At 37.8% G+C, this 16049-nt stretch carries 15 protein-coding genes; 6 read left to right on the top strand and 9 right to left on the bottom strand.

Annotated features, from left to right (window positions below; all coding sequences use genetic code 11):
* Positions 1 to 122 precede the first annotated feature (122 nt).
* Positions 123 to 749: a hypothetical protein gene (locus HMPREF0766_RS09090; protein WP_002995893.1), complete on the top strand. Its 627-nt coding sequence runs from the start codon at positions 123 to 125 to the stop codon at positions 747 to 749.
* A gap of 74 nt (positions 750 to 823) precedes the next feature.
* Here HMPREF0766_RS09090 and HMPREF0766_RS09095 read toward each other — a convergent pair whose 3' ends face one another.
* A complete protein-coding gene (locus HMPREF0766_RS09095; protein WP_002995895.1) occupies positions 824 to 1957 on the bottom strand; it encodes a hypothetical protein in 1134 nt (377 codons plus the stop codon).
* A gap of 645 nt (positions 1958 to 2602) precedes the next feature.
* On the opposite strand from HMPREF0766_RS09095, the gene HMPREF0766_RS09100 reads away from it, so the two are divergent.
* The 4 genes from HMPREF0766_RS09100 to HMPREF0766_RS09115 all read left to right on the top strand — a co-directional run bounded on the left by HMPREF0766_RS09100 (position 2603) and on the right by HMPREF0766_RS09115 (position 5046).
* Positions 2603 to 2860, top strand: a complete 258-nt coding sequence (locus tag HMPREF0766_RS09100; RefSeq protein WP_002995900.1) for a helix-turn-helix transcriptional regulator — start codon at positions 2603 to 2605, stop codon at positions 2858 to 2860.
* Positions 2861 to 2969: 109 nt separating this feature from the next.
* Positions 2970 to 3272: an ORF6N domain-containing protein gene (locus HMPREF0766_RS09105; protein WP_002995903.1), complete on the top strand. Its 303-nt coding sequence runs from the start codon at positions 2970 to 2972 to the stop codon at positions 3270 to 3272.
* 54 nt (positions 3273 to 3326) lie between these two features.
* Positions 3327 to 4193, top strand: a complete 867-nt coding sequence (locus HMPREF0766_RS09110) for a YDG/SRA domain-containing protein (RefSeq protein ID WP_002995906.1) — start codon at positions 3327 to 3329, stop codon at positions 4191 to 4193.
* Positions 4194 to 4308: 115 nt separating this feature from the next.
* Entirely contained in the window at positions 4309 to 5046 is a 738-nt protein-coding gene (locus HMPREF0766_RS09115; protein WP_002995909.1) for a YqjF family protein, read from the top strand.
* A gap of 9 nt (positions 5047 to 5055) precedes the next feature.
* On the opposite strand, the gene HMPREF0766_RS09120 is transcribed toward HMPREF0766_RS09115, so the two are convergent.
* The 8 genes from HMPREF0766_RS09120 to HMPREF0766_RS09155 form a co-directional block, all read right to left on the bottom strand.
* Positions 5056 to 5571, bottom strand: a complete 516-nt coding sequence (locus tag HMPREF0766_RS09120) for a hypothetical protein (protein WP_002995911.1) — start codon at positions 5569 to 5571, stop codon at positions 5056 to 5058.
* Positions 5571 to 6440, bottom strand: a complete 870-nt coding sequence (locus HMPREF0766_RS09125) for a WG repeat-containing protein (RefSeq protein WP_002995915.1) — start codon at positions 6438 to 6440, stop codon at positions 5571 to 5573. The genes HMPREF0766_RS09120 and HMPREF0766_RS09125 overlap by 1 nt, the downstream gene beginning before the upstream one ends.
* Before the next feature lie 12 nt (positions 6441 to 6452).
* The gene (locus HMPREF0766_RS09130) at positions 6453 to 7397 is read right to left on the bottom strand and encodes a leucine-rich repeat domain-containing protein (RefSeq protein WP_002995919.1); all 945 of its coding nucleotides are present in this window, start codon (positions 7395 to 7397) and stop codon (positions 6453 to 6455) included.
* A gap of 2 nt (positions 7398 to 7399) precedes the next feature.
* Positions 7400 to 8443 carry a preprotein translocase subunit SecD gene (locus HMPREF0766_RS09135; protein WP_236590480.1) on the bottom strand — a complete coding sequence of 348 codons (1044 nt, stop codon included), beginning with the start codon at positions 8441 to 8443 and terminating at the stop codon, positions 7400 to 7402.
* Positions 8444 to 8494: 51 nt separating this feature from the next.
* The gene (locus tag HMPREF0766_RS09140; protein ID WP_002995925.1) at positions 8495 to 9913 is read right to left on the bottom strand and encodes a serine hydrolase domain-containing protein; all 1419 of its coding nucleotides are present in this window, start codon (positions 9911 to 9913) and stop codon (positions 8495 to 8497) included.
* Between the two features lie 31 nt (positions 9914 to 9944).
* Positions 9945 to 10583, bottom strand: a complete 639-nt coding sequence (locus tag HMPREF0766_RS09145) for an RDD family protein (protein ID WP_002995927.1) — start codon at positions 10581 to 10583, stop codon at positions 9945 to 9947.
* A gap of 203 nt (positions 10584 to 10786) precedes the next feature.
* Positions 10787 to 13096, bottom strand: a complete 2310-nt coding sequence (locus HMPREF0766_RS09150) for a mechanosensitive ion channel family protein (protein ID WP_236590479.1) — start codon at positions 13094 to 13096, stop codon at positions 10787 to 10789.
* Positions 13097 to 13331: 235 nt separating this feature from the next.
* Positions 13332 to 14510, bottom strand: a complete 1179-nt coding sequence (locus HMPREF0766_RS09155; RefSeq protein WP_002995933.1) for a thiolase family protein — start codon at positions 14508 to 14510, stop codon at positions 13332 to 13334.
* 369 nt (positions 14511 to 14879) lie between these two features.
* On the opposite strand from HMPREF0766_RS09155, the gene HMPREF0766_RS09160 reads away from it, so the two are divergent.
* Positions 14880 to 16049 (top strand): acyl-CoA dehydrogenase family protein, encoded by a 1170-nt coding sequence (locus HMPREF0766_RS09160; RefSeq protein WP_002995938.1) that lies wholly within the window; start codon positions 14880 to 14882, stop codon positions 16047 to 16049.

A 16049-nucleotide genomic window follows, 5' to 3' on the forward strand; every position in this document is an offset into this window, starting at 1 on the left:
CCCTGATTTCCGCTATTTTTTTCTACATTACTTGTCAAATGAAATAAATATTATTTTAAGTTGAATGTAGCATCTATTCCTGTCGGGCCGTTATCCATACAAATCAATTTATACTAAAAAACATGAAGAATCTATTGTTTGTCCTTGGCGCGGTCTTATTACTGCTTTCCTGCAAGAAAGAAGAAGTTTACAGTCCATGGAAATTTAAAAACGGTCAGGTAGTAGAATTGCAGGTCAGCCACAAGTATGCTTCTACAGATAACCAGCTGTTGTTACTGCCGGGAAAAGAGCCGATAGATATTTCTCTATACGACTTTACAGAGCGCGAACCGGGATATATCTATAAAATAAAAGCTAAAATGGTAGGACTCAAAGAACCGCCTAGTGACGGCTCCTCTTATTACTTAGAATTTATGAAAGTACTGAATAAGGAAAAATACAATGGTAATGAGACCTTTACCATCCCTCTGATTCGCTCTTTTATACCCGGAGGACCTCATATTGAAATTCGCAAGAAAGATGATAAATATTATTTTGAAGGTGAAAAGCTAATTCTGAAACCGCTGAATACTGAAGCAGCAGGAGAGCTGGCCACATTATGGCAGGAACAACTGGATCTGGAAGCGCAATGGAAGGCAAACCAGAGCGCCGTTCCTAAGTGGCACATGGTTACTGCCAGAGTAAAACATGATCCGGAGAACTTCGGTAAAGCATATATAGTCGAAAAACTTACGTTTACAACCTTATAAAATCCTGATAAATACAGTCGGCTTAATTAAATATTAGCCGACCGTATTTAATAAGTATATGGGTACATGGATACTTATATTCTGACTTCAGGTTCATACGGAATAAGTTCAATAAATTCAATCAGACCAGTTAAGAATTGCCTTACTTCTTTGTATGTAGTTTTTTGGTCATAGGGAATCTTTTTGTTACTGAGTACAGCTTCCTGCCAGTTAGCAAGCTCGCTTTTCCATTCTTTCAATGTCCGGATATCAAACATTTCTTTCAGATATTTCAACGGCCTTTTGTTTTCTTTTAAATGCAAAGACTCCATCTCCTGAAGGATATTATCCGGAATACCCCATTCCTGATCCGGAGCTGTATTCTTCAATAGGCTTTCTTTTAAAAACACATAACTGCGATCCATGATAAATTCAAAGTCATGGAAGTAATACAATACATTTGCAGGATCATGATGATATTTCCAAAAGTCCTTATGATACAATACCTCGTATGAAGACGATAATGCCTGTCGTAAATCTTCTTTTTTAGAATAGGTAAACATATCTGCCAGCTGATGTCTGTATATATCTGTCTGTCTTATTCCGGAGGTGTCATCTTTTTGATATTTCTCCAGAATAAGGAGATCCTCCTCTGAACTTTCTCTTCTCTTTTCCTGATCATGAATCATATACAACGCATCTATGAGCCTGCTCAGACAATGATACCGATCGACCAGATATTCGCTCAAAGAAGGGGAATAATCTACGCAGGTAGGATGTAATCCTTCAAACAAAAACTCAAAAAGATCGATTCGCAGCGAAAAGAACTTGTCTTCTTTATAGGATTGTAACATTACCTTGTAAGCATTCAGGACGGTGTGTTGCTCTATGGGTTTGATGAAAGTCCTTTTCTGGTGAGGTTCTCTAGTCATAAATTTGTCTGACAAGGTCGCCTTTTGCTCCTTCGCTGGTCGTATTTGAGATATCAGCCACCCGGCCTCTACCAATCTTACTATAGAAGTGTATAGATTACAGATTTCCAAAGGAGAATCATAGTGCATCCAGTAATTTGGACGCATAGCCACGGTTACCAAATCCCATAAACGCTCCTGCATTTGGAAACAGGAAGAATTGCTTCTGAATACATCATCCAATACTATAAATGGATTCCGGATTTCCTCATCAGTGAGCAAAATCGTGTAATTTATACCATATGCTAAATGTCTCATATAATTAGCTTTAGATCTATATCCTCCTTATTCTATGAATAAATTATAGCACTTCAATGAGTACACAGTACTTACTCTTAAGAAAGATAAAAGGTTTCAAAATCAATTAACTTAAAAAAACCAAACCCCTCCTTATAAGAAAGTATCAAAAAATATGATACAACTTACTTGCTTTGGCAGAAAAAACAATCTATCTTTAGTGTGTGAAATTAAAGTAAGACCAATTGATTACGCCGTTTGAAGCAGGTATGTGTTCTTATGGAAGAGAGGTTGGCCTACAGACGAGAAAAAGTGGCTTTAACGTTTCAATCTTTATCAGAGAGAAATATTCAAATTCATCATTCGAATTTAAGTCCCTTTACTGTCTGTAATGTTGTAAATATCCTATTCTGGTGGACAGGATAAGTTCTTTTTAATGGGTTGTTGCTGATGAAATGTTATATCTCCTTTAAGATATACATGAATACTGCTCTTGGTATGAATAACAATTGTTTTCATAATCTCTTTTGATTGGTATAGCGAGATGTATCCTATTAACGGAATAAAATCATATACTCCACTTACAGTAAAAACTTTACATCGTCTTTAATTTTCGCTACATAATAAACAAATATACAAAGTTGATTTTAAAAATCAACAATAATTATGAAAGAAATTAAAGTAAATCGAATAAAAGATGTTCTTGAACAGAAAGGAGCTACTAATAACGATCTGGTCCGGCATCTGAATGTAAAGAAAGAAACGGTTTCGAGATGGGTTAACAACAAGCAACAGCCTACTGTAAATACCTTAAATGATATCGCTGAATACCTGCGCGTAGATATCCGGGATCTGCTGTATCCCAGCAACTGGAAAGATAGCACTATCCCTCCTTTCGAAAAAGAGAAGAATAAAAAGAAATAACAGAGTTTAATGATTTCTTAAGCTTCTGCTGTAATCATTGTGAGCATATAAAAGCAGCATTCTTTGCTAAACAGTATCTGCACAGTCTTAATCAAACAAAATAAAGGCTATGAATAGAAAAGACAATATACAAAATGCACTTTCTGACAAAGTCCTTATTGACAAGATATACCTCATCAGAGGACAGAGAATCATACTGGATAGAGATTTAGCTCAACTTTATAACGTAGAAACCAGAGTACTCAAACAAGCTGTCCGTAGAAATACAGACCGGTTTCCCGAAGATTTTATGTTTGAAATGTCTGATACAGAGTTAAAAGATTGGAGATCACAAAATGTGATCTCCAATCTTGATAAAAAAGGATTAAGGTATTCTCCGTTTTGCTTTATTGAAGGTTATTATTTTCTGTAATAGTGGTGAGAAATTTTACGTTGGTAGAAGTTTTTCAATTAAATAATCAAAAAAATGACAGCTTATATTTTTGGTAATCTTCCAAATATAGAGGAAGGAAATGAGTTTGAAAATAGACAGGAACTCAGAAAAGCAGGCATACATCTAGCATTGCAGAGTGGAATTGACGGCAACAGTAAAGTGGGCTCCCCATCCATTGTACTAAGTGGAGGATATGAAGATGACGAAGATTTTGGTGATATTATTATTTATACAGGTCATGGAGGTAATGATATAAAAACAAAAAAACAAATTTCTGATCAATCTTGGGATAGTCCAGGTAATAAGGCATTATTAATAAGTGAACTTCATGGGCTTCCTGTTCGTGTAACTAGAGGATATAAGCATAAATCCTCGCTTAGCCCAATTAAGGGTTACAAATATGGTGGATTATATCAAGTAATTGAGCATTTTGAAAAGACTGGGAAAAATGGTTTCTTAATCTGTAAATATAAACTAGAAAAAATAAGTAATTTAAACACACTTGCTAAGGAAGATCAAGATGAATACCATAAAGCTCCATCTCGCAAAGCAGTTAATATATTAAGAATCGTTAGAGATACTAAACTTTCTATAGATATTAAGAACCTTTATGATTATTCTTGCCAAATATGTAATATCACAATTGCAGTTCATAATGTAAAATATGCTGAAGGAGCACATATAAAACCTCTTGGTACCCCTCATAACGGTCTAGATCTCCTTAACAATTTACTTTGTTTATGTCCAAATCACCATGTAATGTTAGATAAAGGAATGATAGCTATAAATTCAGATTTAACTTTGTTAGGAATAAAAGGTAATATAAAATTACACAAAGATCATATTTTAGATGATACTAATTGTCAATATCATAAGGAGCATATTTTTATAAATAAATAGATCTTTATTTTACTCGAGTAAAGTACCTATTTTATTTACGGTATTAACATAGTCCAGTCTTTAGTAAAAAAATTACTAATATTAGTCATTAAATAAGAATCTCCTGATTACAGATATGAATGCCATTCAACAGTTACTAACGGATATCGGACACAGACCCTGGAATATGCCTGCTTCAAAATGGCAGTATTATCAGGAATGGAACGATGCCTTATTTCTGCACTTTGAGATTGATTATACGCATCTTCGTAAGTTAGTTCCGGCTCCTTTGCATATCGATAGTTTTGATGGAAAATATTACATCTCATTGGTTGCTTTTAAGATGCAGAATATACGACCCCGCAATCTGCCTGCAGTAAGGTTTATATCCGATTTTTATGAAATAAATGTCCGTACCTATATTGATAATGACCAGAAAAAAGGGGTATACTTTATTCATATAGAAGCAGAAAAAGCACTTTCCGCATTTGTTGCCCGAACGCTGTCCGGACTTCCGTATGAAAAGTCGGGAATAGCACGCAAAACAGATCAGTATACCAACGATAACATAAAAAAGAATTTCAACCTGCATTCAGACTTCAGGATTGTCGATAAGGTATCCGAAAAATCTCAACTGGATCTCTGGCTTACAGAACGATACTGTCTTTACCTGGAAAGAAAATCCCAATTATGGAGATATGATATCCACCACAAAGAATGGGAAATTCACAATGTCCATATGAACAATCTGCTGGTTGACTATAAATTCGGGGATATAAAACTTTCCCCATCAAAAATGATTAAAGCACATTATTCTCCCGGGGTAAAAGTGATCTCCTGGAAAGCAGAAAAGCTTCAGTTTAAATCCGGATAGGCTAGCTGCCTACAATGCCATAAGCAAAATAAAAAACAAGAAATATACAACTATAAGCCGTTCAGCCCATTTTTCACGATAGCGGTAGGCACAGCATGCATTCAGACACATGATCGTAAAATAAAAAATTAGGGTAAGGAACTGAATCAGCAGACCGGGCTTGGTAATACTGTAAAACACATCAATCCCTATATCTTTATTTTCATATCCCATATAAAGAATCTCATCCCCTTTATTTAATTTCCCGGTATCTCCTTTCAGAATATAAAATTCAACCGGAGCGTCACTTTGCACCAGCTCATCCTTAAAAAGTGTCAGTGTTCCCCTTCCCGGATGATAAAACATATTGTCGTATTGTGCCAACCGAAATTTATAATATGGAATGCGTGTACGGGTCTTGATAAGTTCGGTAACAATACCGGTCACCGGAACTAAATTATTGTAACGATAAAGAGCTGTCAGAGGTATATACAATATCCCTATCACAGAAAGCATAATAGTCCATGACTTCAGGCTATTCTTCATCAGTTTGAAGATTTATAAGACTCTTCGATCTTTTCTTTACGAATCAATTTACCGCCAAAGCTAAAGTAATAGTAGTTATCATCTTTTCTAAACTGCAGCTCATTCTCTGTCTTATAGACATCGGTATACATTGCAGGTATAAGCACTTTTTTACGATAATCCATTAGTCCGTAATGCTCCCCTTCCTTAAAAACAAATGATACAGGAGTGAGGTAGGAAACATAAATATCTGAAGGTTGAAGAATATATTTCCCCGTCGGGTCGATTACAGCAGTTTTATGAGCTATCTCGGCCATAGCTAACAGACTTCCGTCACTACCCTTTTCAAAAGGATAAATTCTATCAAATTCAAATGCGACCTTCACATTATTATGAATATCGATAATACCGGCTTTGTTATTCCGCTCAGCAACAATCAGATTCGCATCGATCGGATCTAAAGAAGTATATATTAAAGGCACTGTTATTTTATTCTCTTCGTCTACGACCCCATATGTATTATTCTTTCCGACAGTAATGACGCCATTGTTGACGGATACAAAACTGTAATTATTATCCAACGGAATGATAACTTTGCCCTTGCTGTTGAGTAACCCGTATTTTTCAGTATTGGGAATATGTTCTTCCTTCCTCCGTCCGTCCGGATAATGATCGTGCTCCGCTCTTGATACGATATAGTATTTGTCTTCGATAAGATAAGTTGCCGTACAAAATTGAGGAGGGACGACTTCTGTACCATCCTCGAGATAATAACCGATATAACCCTGTTTTCTGTCATTCACAGGCACTAATACAGGATCCGTCTGTGCATTTACATACACTTGCAAGAATACCGTTATCAGAATAAGCAGTGTTCGTATAGATCTCATGATTAAAGTAGTTTAGTAATATACATCTATAGTAGATAACAAGGTTTGTATTTTTTCCTGCTGCACTTTATCCAGTCCCAGGTCATGCAGATAGAGTAAGCCTCTCCACTTCATATTGTGTAGCGAATTGATAAAGGTTTTAGGATCTACCGGATTATTTCCGAAATCTACAATTACTAATCCCTTCATTGCTTTTAGTTGATCAGGAAATGTCTTAAATGCATTGCCAGACAACGATAATTCTTCAAGTTTCAACAGCTTTGTTATAGAGGCAGGCAAAGTAGAAATATTGGTATATCGTATACTCAGATCGGTCAGTTCCGGGAGTTTGGCAAACTGATCCGGTATCGAATTTATCTTCTTAGGTGTTTTTACCTGAGTTCCGATCTGCGGATGGCCCGTTACATATAGTTTTGTCAAAGTTGACAGGGAAAATATTTCTTCAGGAAATTCTTCAAATCCTGTTCCATAGAGAGATAATAGCTGCAGTTTAGATAATTGTGCTATAGATTGAGGCAGCGCTTTTAAATGCTCATTATAATCACACCTCAATATTTCCAGAGCGGTCAACTGACCAATACCTTCGGGAATGATGTCCAGATTATTTCTGGAAAGATCCAGGACACGTAATTTTTTGCCCGGAGATGATATTTCCGGCAGCCCTGTAAGATTGGAATGCAGAACAAGCTCCTCTAAATGCGGTGTATGATTAAATATCTTGTCAAGAATATCACTGTCCAATGCCGGACTTTGTTTATTTAACGCAGTAATCTCTATACATTTGATTTTATCGAGATCAAATGTATTTATTTCTGCTGCCTTATTAAGGAAAAGTACCGAATCGTTTGTGAGCTTTAATTTCAGTTCATTGAAGATAGCAGGACTCATCATTATCTCCTGCCCCATAGAAAAGGCCGGCAATAAACATATCAGGATCAGATTAAATAACTGTTTCATAATTATTGATTTGGGGGCATAGGAACAGGAACCGTTGTTGCTGGGATAGCTTCGTCATTAGCGGAATCAACTTTTTTAAGTCCTTTGTATTTATAAGATTTATCCGGTTCTTCACATGTGGTATAAAATATACTTTCTGAAGCAATAGTCTGCTGTTTGTAATCAAATGGTTCTCGTCTGTTCGGTTGGAGCTTGTTGTACTTACGCAGAGAGCGGTCATCACTATACTCATTCTGTTTGAAGTATTCTTCATTTTCCAGATAGTCCTTACTGATATATTGATTGGTATTAATATCGTAGTTATAGACATTGGAATCAGGAGCCGGAAAACTGTTGTAATGACTGTTGGCAAATACAGCATCACTCTTATTTTTATTTTCGAAATATTGGTCTTTCCACTTTACTATCTCCGGCCATTCCTTATCCTCTTTGATATTAAGCCTGCACGGATATCCTTGTCTATCCAGGTAGCCATCTTTCTTTAAACACAATTCTCCGTCTTGCCCGGATATTACAGCTGCAAAATCCTGATACACAGATTGAGGTTTATTGTATACAAAAATAAAATCGTTGTAATTGGGATCTATTATATACAACCAGGAAGTATTGGGATTTTGTAGATCTTCCTCCTCCTCAGAGGCATACTGCGAAAGGCTAAGCTGCCGGAAACGCAACGGACCATTGTATACAAACGGAGCATCAAAACAATTGGCATCTTCATTAAAAACCCGTCGTATGCTATCTTTATCAAATCGTGCAAAAGTAGCTCCGTTTTCAAAACCTGTAAAATTAATGCGAACACTGTCACCTATACTTTTATTTTCATAGGCATAAACCTGAAACAATTCGGGCTTATCCGGACAAAACAGCAGATAATCTTTCTCAAAACGATAAGAGCCAAATACAGCAGTTGCATAGCCATACAACAGAAAATGTCCATCTTCAAAGAGACAAATGCCATCATTACCGCCATATCGTCCTTCATATTTTTTATATCTGGGATCGTTTGGATGCTGTGCCGACAATTGTACTGCAGATAGTACCATAAGTATGATTATAATATATTTTTTCATAAGACTTAAAACTGCATCGGCTGTTTATTTTACGGTTTTGATTCCCGTAGCAACTATATCTCCATATTCTGACATCTGTAATTTGATATTTCCGTTGTCCAAGACTGTAAATTTTAATGCACTATCCATGCCTCCTTGTCTTATTCCCTGAAACTCATTTGCCGAAACAGGAAAAAAGCGCAGATCCAGTCTGGATCTGGAAGTATTATAGATCAGATGACCGTCTGCATACGTTATCCTGTAATCTTCATCCGGATCTCTGCTATCGGTATACCGGCCTACATATTTTTTTATATCGGCTTCAGAAAGTTGTACTTTCTTCTTGAATTCTGTTTTCAGAGGCTGATTCTCCAGTATCTGCGTGATATTATTAAAAGGATAGGCTCCCAGTTTAAAATTTTCTAACACAATAATCATTCTGTCTTTGACTACATCCCTGTAAAGAAGTGCGACATACCCTCCCCAACTTCCTACATTACCGTAGGTAAATTTATTCTCTCCCTTTGTCAGATCAAAGCCAAGGCCATAGGGAATGTTTTTACCATAGGCATTCTGTGTGACCTCAGTCATCTCCTCAAATTCCTGTTTAGTAAGCAGTGTATTGGACTCTAGCGCCTTAAACCAGCTGTAGATATCTTTTACATTCGAACTGATCTTACCCGCACCTACAACACCATCCAGAAAATAGATCTTTTTATCATTGTAGGATGTATCTTCAGGTACTACCTTACGAAAGGAGTTATGCGCCCATACATAACCGGTAGCATAATTTTTTATGTCACGCGGATTCAATCTGCTGTTATACACGAATGTGCTGTTCATCTTCAAGGGCTTAAAAATATGATCAGCCATAAAGTCTGCATACTTCTTACCGGATACACGTTCAATAATACTGGCAAGCAGTGCATAGCTGGTATTGTTGTAACGATAAAAATTCTTTGGTTTAAATTGCAAAGAATCTTTTCGCTCAGCATAAAACCGGATCACATCATCGTTGGTAGCAATTCGGGATGCATCCCATTGCTTCGGCATATCGATAATAAATTCGGGCAGACCACTCGTATGACGAAGCAGATCATAAATGGTAACTTTATTCCAGAATCCGAGTTCAGGCAGATACTTCTCTATTGAATCTTCATAACGCAATTTTCCCTGTCTTTTGAGCAACACAATAGCCGCTGCCGTAAACTGTTTGGAAGCAGACCCCAATTCAAAAATTGTCTCCGGATTATTATATGTTTTGGTCGCTTCATCACGATAGCCGTAGCCCTTCTCAAAGAGAATATTTCCTTTATCAGCTATAAGTACAGTTCCGTTAAACTGATTCTGCTCGTTCAGCATAGAAAATATGCTGTCGAGTTGTTTGATCTGTCTTTGTTGCTGCTGCGCAAAACAGGTATGGATTAGTACGCACAGTACGAGTATAATATTGATTTTTTTCATGTATAGGTTGACGAATACTATTTATTCGTTTCTATTTTTCAACAACAATAGTGCCTGCAATCAGATCGTGAGCAGCTTTTCGTTTATCATTGAATAATAGTATAATCGGAAGAAATGGAATGCATTTGACTACACTCCTTACAAAATACTGAAATACAGACAGCTTGCGGTCTTGTCTATCGGAAACAACTATAACTGATAGTGCCTTCTTGCCAACAGTACCCTTAAAAAGTAATTCCATCATGAAGAAATAGAGTATCCATAACGGGAAGAATAACAAGTAAAATTTGTTATCAAAATAGTCCGGCAAATGTTTGGCGAGAAAAGCCAAAGGAAAATTGAGTAAAGTTAATACTATCATATCTATAAGATAACTTCCTAAGCGCTTCCCTACAGATGCAAGAGGAGCTTCCAGACTGTCTATCACTGTCGTTGAAGAAGTATATTCAGAAGCAGATAATACAGTAGATGGAATATAGGCGGTCTTACAGAAGGAGCATTCCAGAGTATCTCCTAATTTTCCGAGTGGGATAACCGGAATAAAGAATAAGGAAAAAAACTTCTGATTTTGCTTCAACTGATATGGGCGATGTGCATTGCATCGTACACATTCAAATTCTCCGGTTTTGACTGTTTTACCGACGGATTTTGTACCAAAAATGACAAGCATAAGATTTGTATTAAATATGAATAAACAAAATGTAAACTCCTTATTTTAAAGCACTAAAAAGAAATCCACACCATAATAATACTCAAATAAACAATATTTTTTTCATCTGCTGCCGATACATTTTATATTCGCATCAGATGAACCGATATTCGCTATTTATTCTATCATAAATGTCAGACAGACTTTGTTTAAAGTTATCAGCCCTATTTTGTATTGATAATAGTTTTTGCAGTTGAAACGCTGTAAAAATTAAGTTTTTGCTCCTCAAATTTCTGATACAAGGCTTTGAGCACATCATTTCTGAATGGTCCTGCATTTGCAGCTGCATTGATCCAGCAGCCCAGATTGAGGTAGATCATATCTTCACTCACATCCTGCACACTTACATTGGTGCCCAGGTCCCTGAGACAATAAGGACTACTTTCCATTGCTTCAGCGATCCAGGATGTAGCTTGCGCAAGATCAACCCGGCGATCTACCTGTATCGTAAAACTGGTACGGCTATAATCCTGAGACAACGTCCAGTTGACAAGTCTTCCGGATAATAAATCACCATTCGGGATAATCACATCCGCTCCGTCACCAGTCTGCAACACACTGGCACGTATACCGATCTCTTTAACTCTTCCCTTTTTATCTGCCAGTTCGATCTGATCTCCTACTCTGAAAGGCTTGTCAAATACCAGAATTATCCCAGATACGAAGTTATTAATGATATTCTGCATCCCTAATCCTATACCGACACTCAATGCTCCGATGACTACCGTAAGTTTGTCCAGGCTCATTCCGAGCGCTGAGATTGCAAAGAAGAACCCTATCAGAATAATGGCTAAACGAAACAATGGAAACAGGGTTAACTTCTGATTATAATCTTTATTTAGTTTGCCGTTTTCACCGCCAAGAATCAACAGACTGATATTTTTCTGAAGCCAATTGGTGACTAACAGTAATAATACAGCTATCCCCATATTGCCTATGGTAAAAGACAGATTACCAATCTTTCGGACCTTATTAAAGAACAGATCACTTGAAGTCAACAGACGTTCTATAAACTGCAGATTGTTCGCAAAGACGATTATAGCCACTATAATACACAGCATTCTCAGTATATCAGATAGAACTTTGATTGTACGTTGTTCATTAAACCGACTCCAGAACCCGCTTTGAATACGATCTTTCTTAAACTGATTCCGCACATCGCGTCTGATCATTTCAGTAAAGAACTGCAATGTAAAGGACTGGGCAAAAGCTACTGCACAGGCGACACTAAAGCTACGTGCCAGATCCACATAACCGAGTGTGTTGGAAACAATAGCCAGAATACTTAAGATGATCACCAGCAGATATACAAAAGTGCCGATATACCCCGGAGATTCCGGATTGCGGATCTTTTTCTTTGTATAAATCACCAGTGCAAGTGCAATCAGATTGAAAAGAATACATACACCTCTCAGGAATAATCCATCATTTACAATGAGATTGGCAATCACAACCAGACTGTAAAACAAGAATATAAAAGCCAGCATCTTACGTTGTGTCTTAGATAGCTTATCCAGCAATAACAGACTGAATAATATCATTATGACCAGCTGAGAGGCCTGTATGAGAAAAGTTGGGGTGATAAATTTAACCAACGGTAACAGTGTCAGTAGAAATATGATCCCTTTACCTAGGATACGCAATAGCTTCCACGGATTAGTAACCGCTATACGCTTACGATCGCCAACAGCCTTTCTGGAAACAAATTCAATATTAAAAATCCAGTAGATATAAGCTAAAGTCAGTACAATCAGCAAGATCCGCGATCCCCAGTCTGTATGATTGACATACAAGTTAAGAGAACGTGTACTGGCATAGTTTTGCTTGATACTGTTTACGATATCGTTTTTTGTAATTCCTTGTGTATGTGCACGCCAAAGCGAGCTTTTGGTTTTAGCCGTTTGTGACTCATCAGACACACCATACGATGTAATGGCTTCGTTTATATCAGCGGTGATAGCGGGCGATTCGGAAATCATTTTTTTGATTTTCAATTCGATCGTATGCAAAGAATCCATCTTGGCGTTTACTTCTCTTTCCGAATGGTTTAGTGTATTGTTGATCAGCGGATTTGCAAGCAGAATTGGTTCATATTTCCTTTTCAATTCATGGAACTTATCCCGGGTAGAGATCAGGCCCTGATTGTAATTATTGATCGTATGTTCCATTGAACGCAGGCGTACTACTTCTGCCGCAGCATCCTGATGCCATTTTTGCAGGGAATCCAGAGAAGTACTATCCGATATTCCGGCATACTTTCTATAATTATCCTCTATTTTGGATACTACAGCAGCGATTTCCTTTGCCCGAATATTAGTAATGTATTCTACATTCAGGTTTTTCATTCCTGTACGTAAAGCTTCCAGATGATCAGACAAAGAATCCGGGACGGTAGCAGATGTAGAAACCGAATCCTGTGAATAAGCTGATCCGATATGTAATAAAAACGAAAGAAAAATCAATAACTTCTTCATAGCTCTGTTATCCATATGAACAAAAATAAACTTTTAATAAGAGGAAGTCCATCTACATTTCAAAATCAAGGAATAAAAATCACTTCCAAAAAGATAAAGCATCATAAGTTAAAACAAAAAACTCCTGAAACGGATTAGTTTCAGGAGTACTGAATTAAGAATAAAATTTAAAAACCTTTATTTAGTATAAAAAAATCAACACAAAATCTCTGTTTCAGATGCCTTATTCTGATTTTTAAACTCTTTTGATAATTACTGCGGATGCCCCGCCACCGCCGTTGCAGATTGCAGCCAGCCCGTATTGACCTTGCTCCTGTTGCAATACACTTGTCAACGTGACCAGAATACGTGCACCCGAACAGCCCAGTGGATGCCCCAGTGATACTGCTCCTCCATATATATTTACTTTTTCAGCCGGAATATTTAAAAGCTTCGCATTTGCTAATGCTACTACAGAAAAAGCTTCATTAAACTCAAAGTAGTCAATATCAGATAATGAAAGACCAGCTTTCTTCAGCACTTTTTCTGTTGCAATACTTGGTGTCGTCGTAAACCATTCCGGTGCCTGTTCGGCATCCGCATACGCCACAATCTCTGCCAGTGGACTAAGCCCCCACTCCTTTACTTTTTCCTCACTTACAAGTAATAAAGCTGCTGCACCGTCACTGATAGTAGATGCATTGGCCGCTGTAATCGTTCCGTCCTTTTTGAATGCAGGCTTCAAAGAAGGAATCTTATCAAAATTGACCTGTGAAAACTCTTCATCCTGTGCTATGATCTGCTCACCTTTTCGTGTAGCAATTACGACCGGCACGACCTCATTGGTAAACTTACCTGTCTCCCATGCTTCCCGGCTACGAAGATATGATCTAATGGCATACGTATCCTGCTCCTCTCGCCCGATCGTATATTTTTTGGCACACAATTCTCCGAAGACGCCCATAGCATCCTGAGTATAGACATCACTTAGCCCATCATTTTGCACTCCGTCTATTAGATTTTGACTTCCATACTTTGCACCCCACCGGGCTGCAGGAACATAATATGGAGTCTGACTCATACTCTCCATACCTCCTGCCAGCACGACATCAGCATCACCCAATAGGATCGATTGTGCACCCAGAGACACAGCTTTCATGCCACTGGCACACACTTTATTAATTGTGGTTGCAGTCACCTGATCAGGTAAACCTGAGATTTTGGCCACCTGACGTGCCGGAGCCTGCCCAAGATTAGCCTGCAGGACACAGCCCATCAACACCTCATCTATATGTTCAGGAGCTATTCCGGACTGATCCAAAACAGCTGAAACAGCTTTAGCTCCCAGGTCTGTAGCGGAGAGTGTGGAAAGTGCACCTCCGAAACTACCGATAGCTGTACGCTTGGCTGCAACTATAAATACTTTTTTATTCATGTTTATCTTTTGTTTATAATGGTACAAATTTCTAAATGCTGAGTCTCATAGCAGATCAAAACAATGTTATCTGCATTTTCCTGTTGATACAGCTTCCTTAACCGGAAACGGATAAACGGAAAAGCATACACATCTTACATTTATTTTGTAAAGATATAAAAAGAACGAATTCAATACGGAATTACACGCCCATATTTTCATAAAGTAATAATATAACGAAAATAAAACGAATACTTATATAAATGATATCTGGAAAAATTAAATCGTAAAAATTAACGGAAAGCCCTATTTTTTTCCTTAAATTCGTCTTTGTCCTTATTGGGAATCAAACCCTCTCAGGGCTTATCATAACCAATAAAATTATACTATATGCAGGCAACCCTATTGACAGCTGAGCATCAAACCTTTCGCGAAACGCTACGGGCATTTATACGTAAGGAGATCTTACCACATATCGACCGTTGGGAAAAAGACAATCAAATCGACAAATCTATCTGGAAAAAAATGGGTGATATGGGCTTTCTGGGACTCAATTATCCGGAAGCTTATGGTGGATTAGATCTGGATTTCTATTATTCCATGATTTTTTGCGAAGAGCTTTCCTATTGTTATTCCGGAGGATTCACGATATCCGCACTGGTCATTCAATATATGTCGGCTCCTTATCTCCTGAAATATGCTTCTGAAGAACTCAAACAACGTTATTTAACAGGCGTTATTGCCGGAGATCTGGTCAGTGCTGTTGCCATTACAGAACCCGGCGCCGGATCTGACATTCAGCACATCAAGACTACTGCAGTTCGGGAAGGCGATTATTATATTGTCAACGGGTCCAAAACATTTATTACAAATGGCTATTATGGTGATTTCTTTATTACGGCAGTCAAGACAGATCCAAGCAAAAAAAGCAAAGGCATCAGTCTGTTACTTATAGACAGGAATACGCCGGGAGTCAGTGCACATAAAATAAATAAAATGGGTTGGCATGCCTCCGATACTGCAGAATTGGGGTTTGATCAGGTTAAAGTCCCCGTATCTCATCTGATCGGTGAAGAAGGCGCCGGATTCGGTTATCTGATGGGTGGGCTGCAATTGGAGCGCCTTACTGCTGCCATTCAAAGTATATCTACTGCGGATTCAGCTTTACAGTATACCCTGGCATATATAGACAAACGGGAAGCGTTTGGAAAGAAACTGATGGATTTTCAGGTATTAAGACATCGTATAGCGCAGATGGTCGCAGATATAGCCACGACAAAAGCATTCGTATACCATTGCTGTGACCTTCAGCAACGCGGAGATTATGCTGTTCAGGAATGCTCCATAGCTAAACTACAGTCCAGCGAACTGGCCATTAAGATCGTTCATGAATGTTTACAGCTCTTTGGCGGGTATGGTTTTACAGAAGACTATAAAATATCCCGTTTATACCGGGATGTCCGTGTAGGAACAATTATTGGCGGCACATCTGAAATCATGCGGGAGATCATAGCTAAAACAGCAATTGATAAAGTAAATTACCATACAAAAAAAGAATAA

It is taken from the genome of Sphingobacterium spiritivorum ATCC 33861, assembly GCF_000143765.1.
Taxonomy (GTDB): domain Bacteria; phylum Bacteroidota; class Bacteroidia; order Sphingobacteriales; family Sphingobacteriaceae; genus Sphingobacterium; species Sphingobacterium spiritivorum.

Excerpts from the sequence above, each read along its gene's own strand:
- HMPREF0766_RS09090 (WP_002995893.1), top strand. The coding sequence starts at position 123 with ATGAAGAATCTATTGTTTGTCCTTGGCGCGGTCTTATTACTGCTTTCC.
- HMPREF0766_RS09095 (WP_002995895.1), bottom strand. The coding sequence starts at position 1,957 with ATGAGACATTTAGCATATGGTATAAATTACACGATTTTGCTCACTGAT.
- HMPREF0766_RS09100 (WP_002995900.1), top strand. The coding sequence starts at position 2,603 with ATGAAAGAAATTAAAGTAAATCGAATAAAAGATGTTCTTGAACAGAAA.
- HMPREF0766_RS09105 (WP_002995903.1), top strand. The coding sequence starts at position 2,970 with ATGAATAGAAAAGACAATATACAAAATGCACTTTCTGACAAAGTCCTT.
- HMPREF0766_RS09110 (WP_002995906.1), top strand. The coding sequence starts at position 3,327 with ATGACAGCTTATATTTTTGGTAATCTTCCAAATATAGAGGAAGGAAAT.
- HMPREF0766_RS09115 (WP_002995909.1), top strand. The coding sequence starts at position 4,309 with ATGAATGCCATTCAACAGTTACTAACGGATATCGGACACAGACCCTGG.
- HMPREF0766_RS09120 (WP_002995911.1), bottom strand. The coding sequence starts at position 5,571 with ATGAAGAATAGCCTGAAGTCATGGACTATTATGCTTTCTGTGATAGGG.
- HMPREF0766_RS09125 (WP_002995915.1), bottom strand. The coding sequence starts at position 6,440 with ATGAGATCTATACGAACACTGCTTATTCTGATAACGGTATTCTTGCAA.
- HMPREF0766_RS09130 (WP_002995919.1), bottom strand. The coding sequence starts at position 7,397 with ATGAAACAGTTATTTAATCTGATCCTGATATGTTTATTGCCGGCCTTT.
- HMPREF0766_RS09135 (WP_236590480.1), bottom strand. The coding sequence starts at position 8,443 with ATGGTACTATCTGCAGTACAATTGTCGGCACAGCATCCAAACGATCCC.
- HMPREF0766_RS09140 (WP_002995925.1), bottom strand. The coding sequence starts at position 9,913 with ATGAAAAAAATCAATATTATACTCGTACTGTGCGTACTAATCCATACC.
- HMPREF0766_RS09145 (WP_002995927.1), bottom strand. The coding sequence starts at position 10,583 with ATGCTTGTCATTTTTGGTACAAAATCCGTCGGTAAAACAGTCAAAACC.
- HMPREF0766_RS09150 (WP_236590479.1), bottom strand. The coding sequence starts at position 13,096 with ATGAAGAAGTTATTGATTTTTCTTTCGTTTTTATTACATATCGGATCA.
- HMPREF0766_RS09155 (WP_002995933.1), bottom strand. The coding sequence starts at position 14,510 with ATGAATAAAAAAGTATTTATAGTTGCAGCCAAGCGTACAGCTATCGGT.
- HMPREF0766_RS09160 (WP_002995938.1), top strand. The coding sequence starts at position 14,880 with ATGCAGGCAACCCTATTGACAGCTGAGCATCAAACCTTTCGCGAAACG.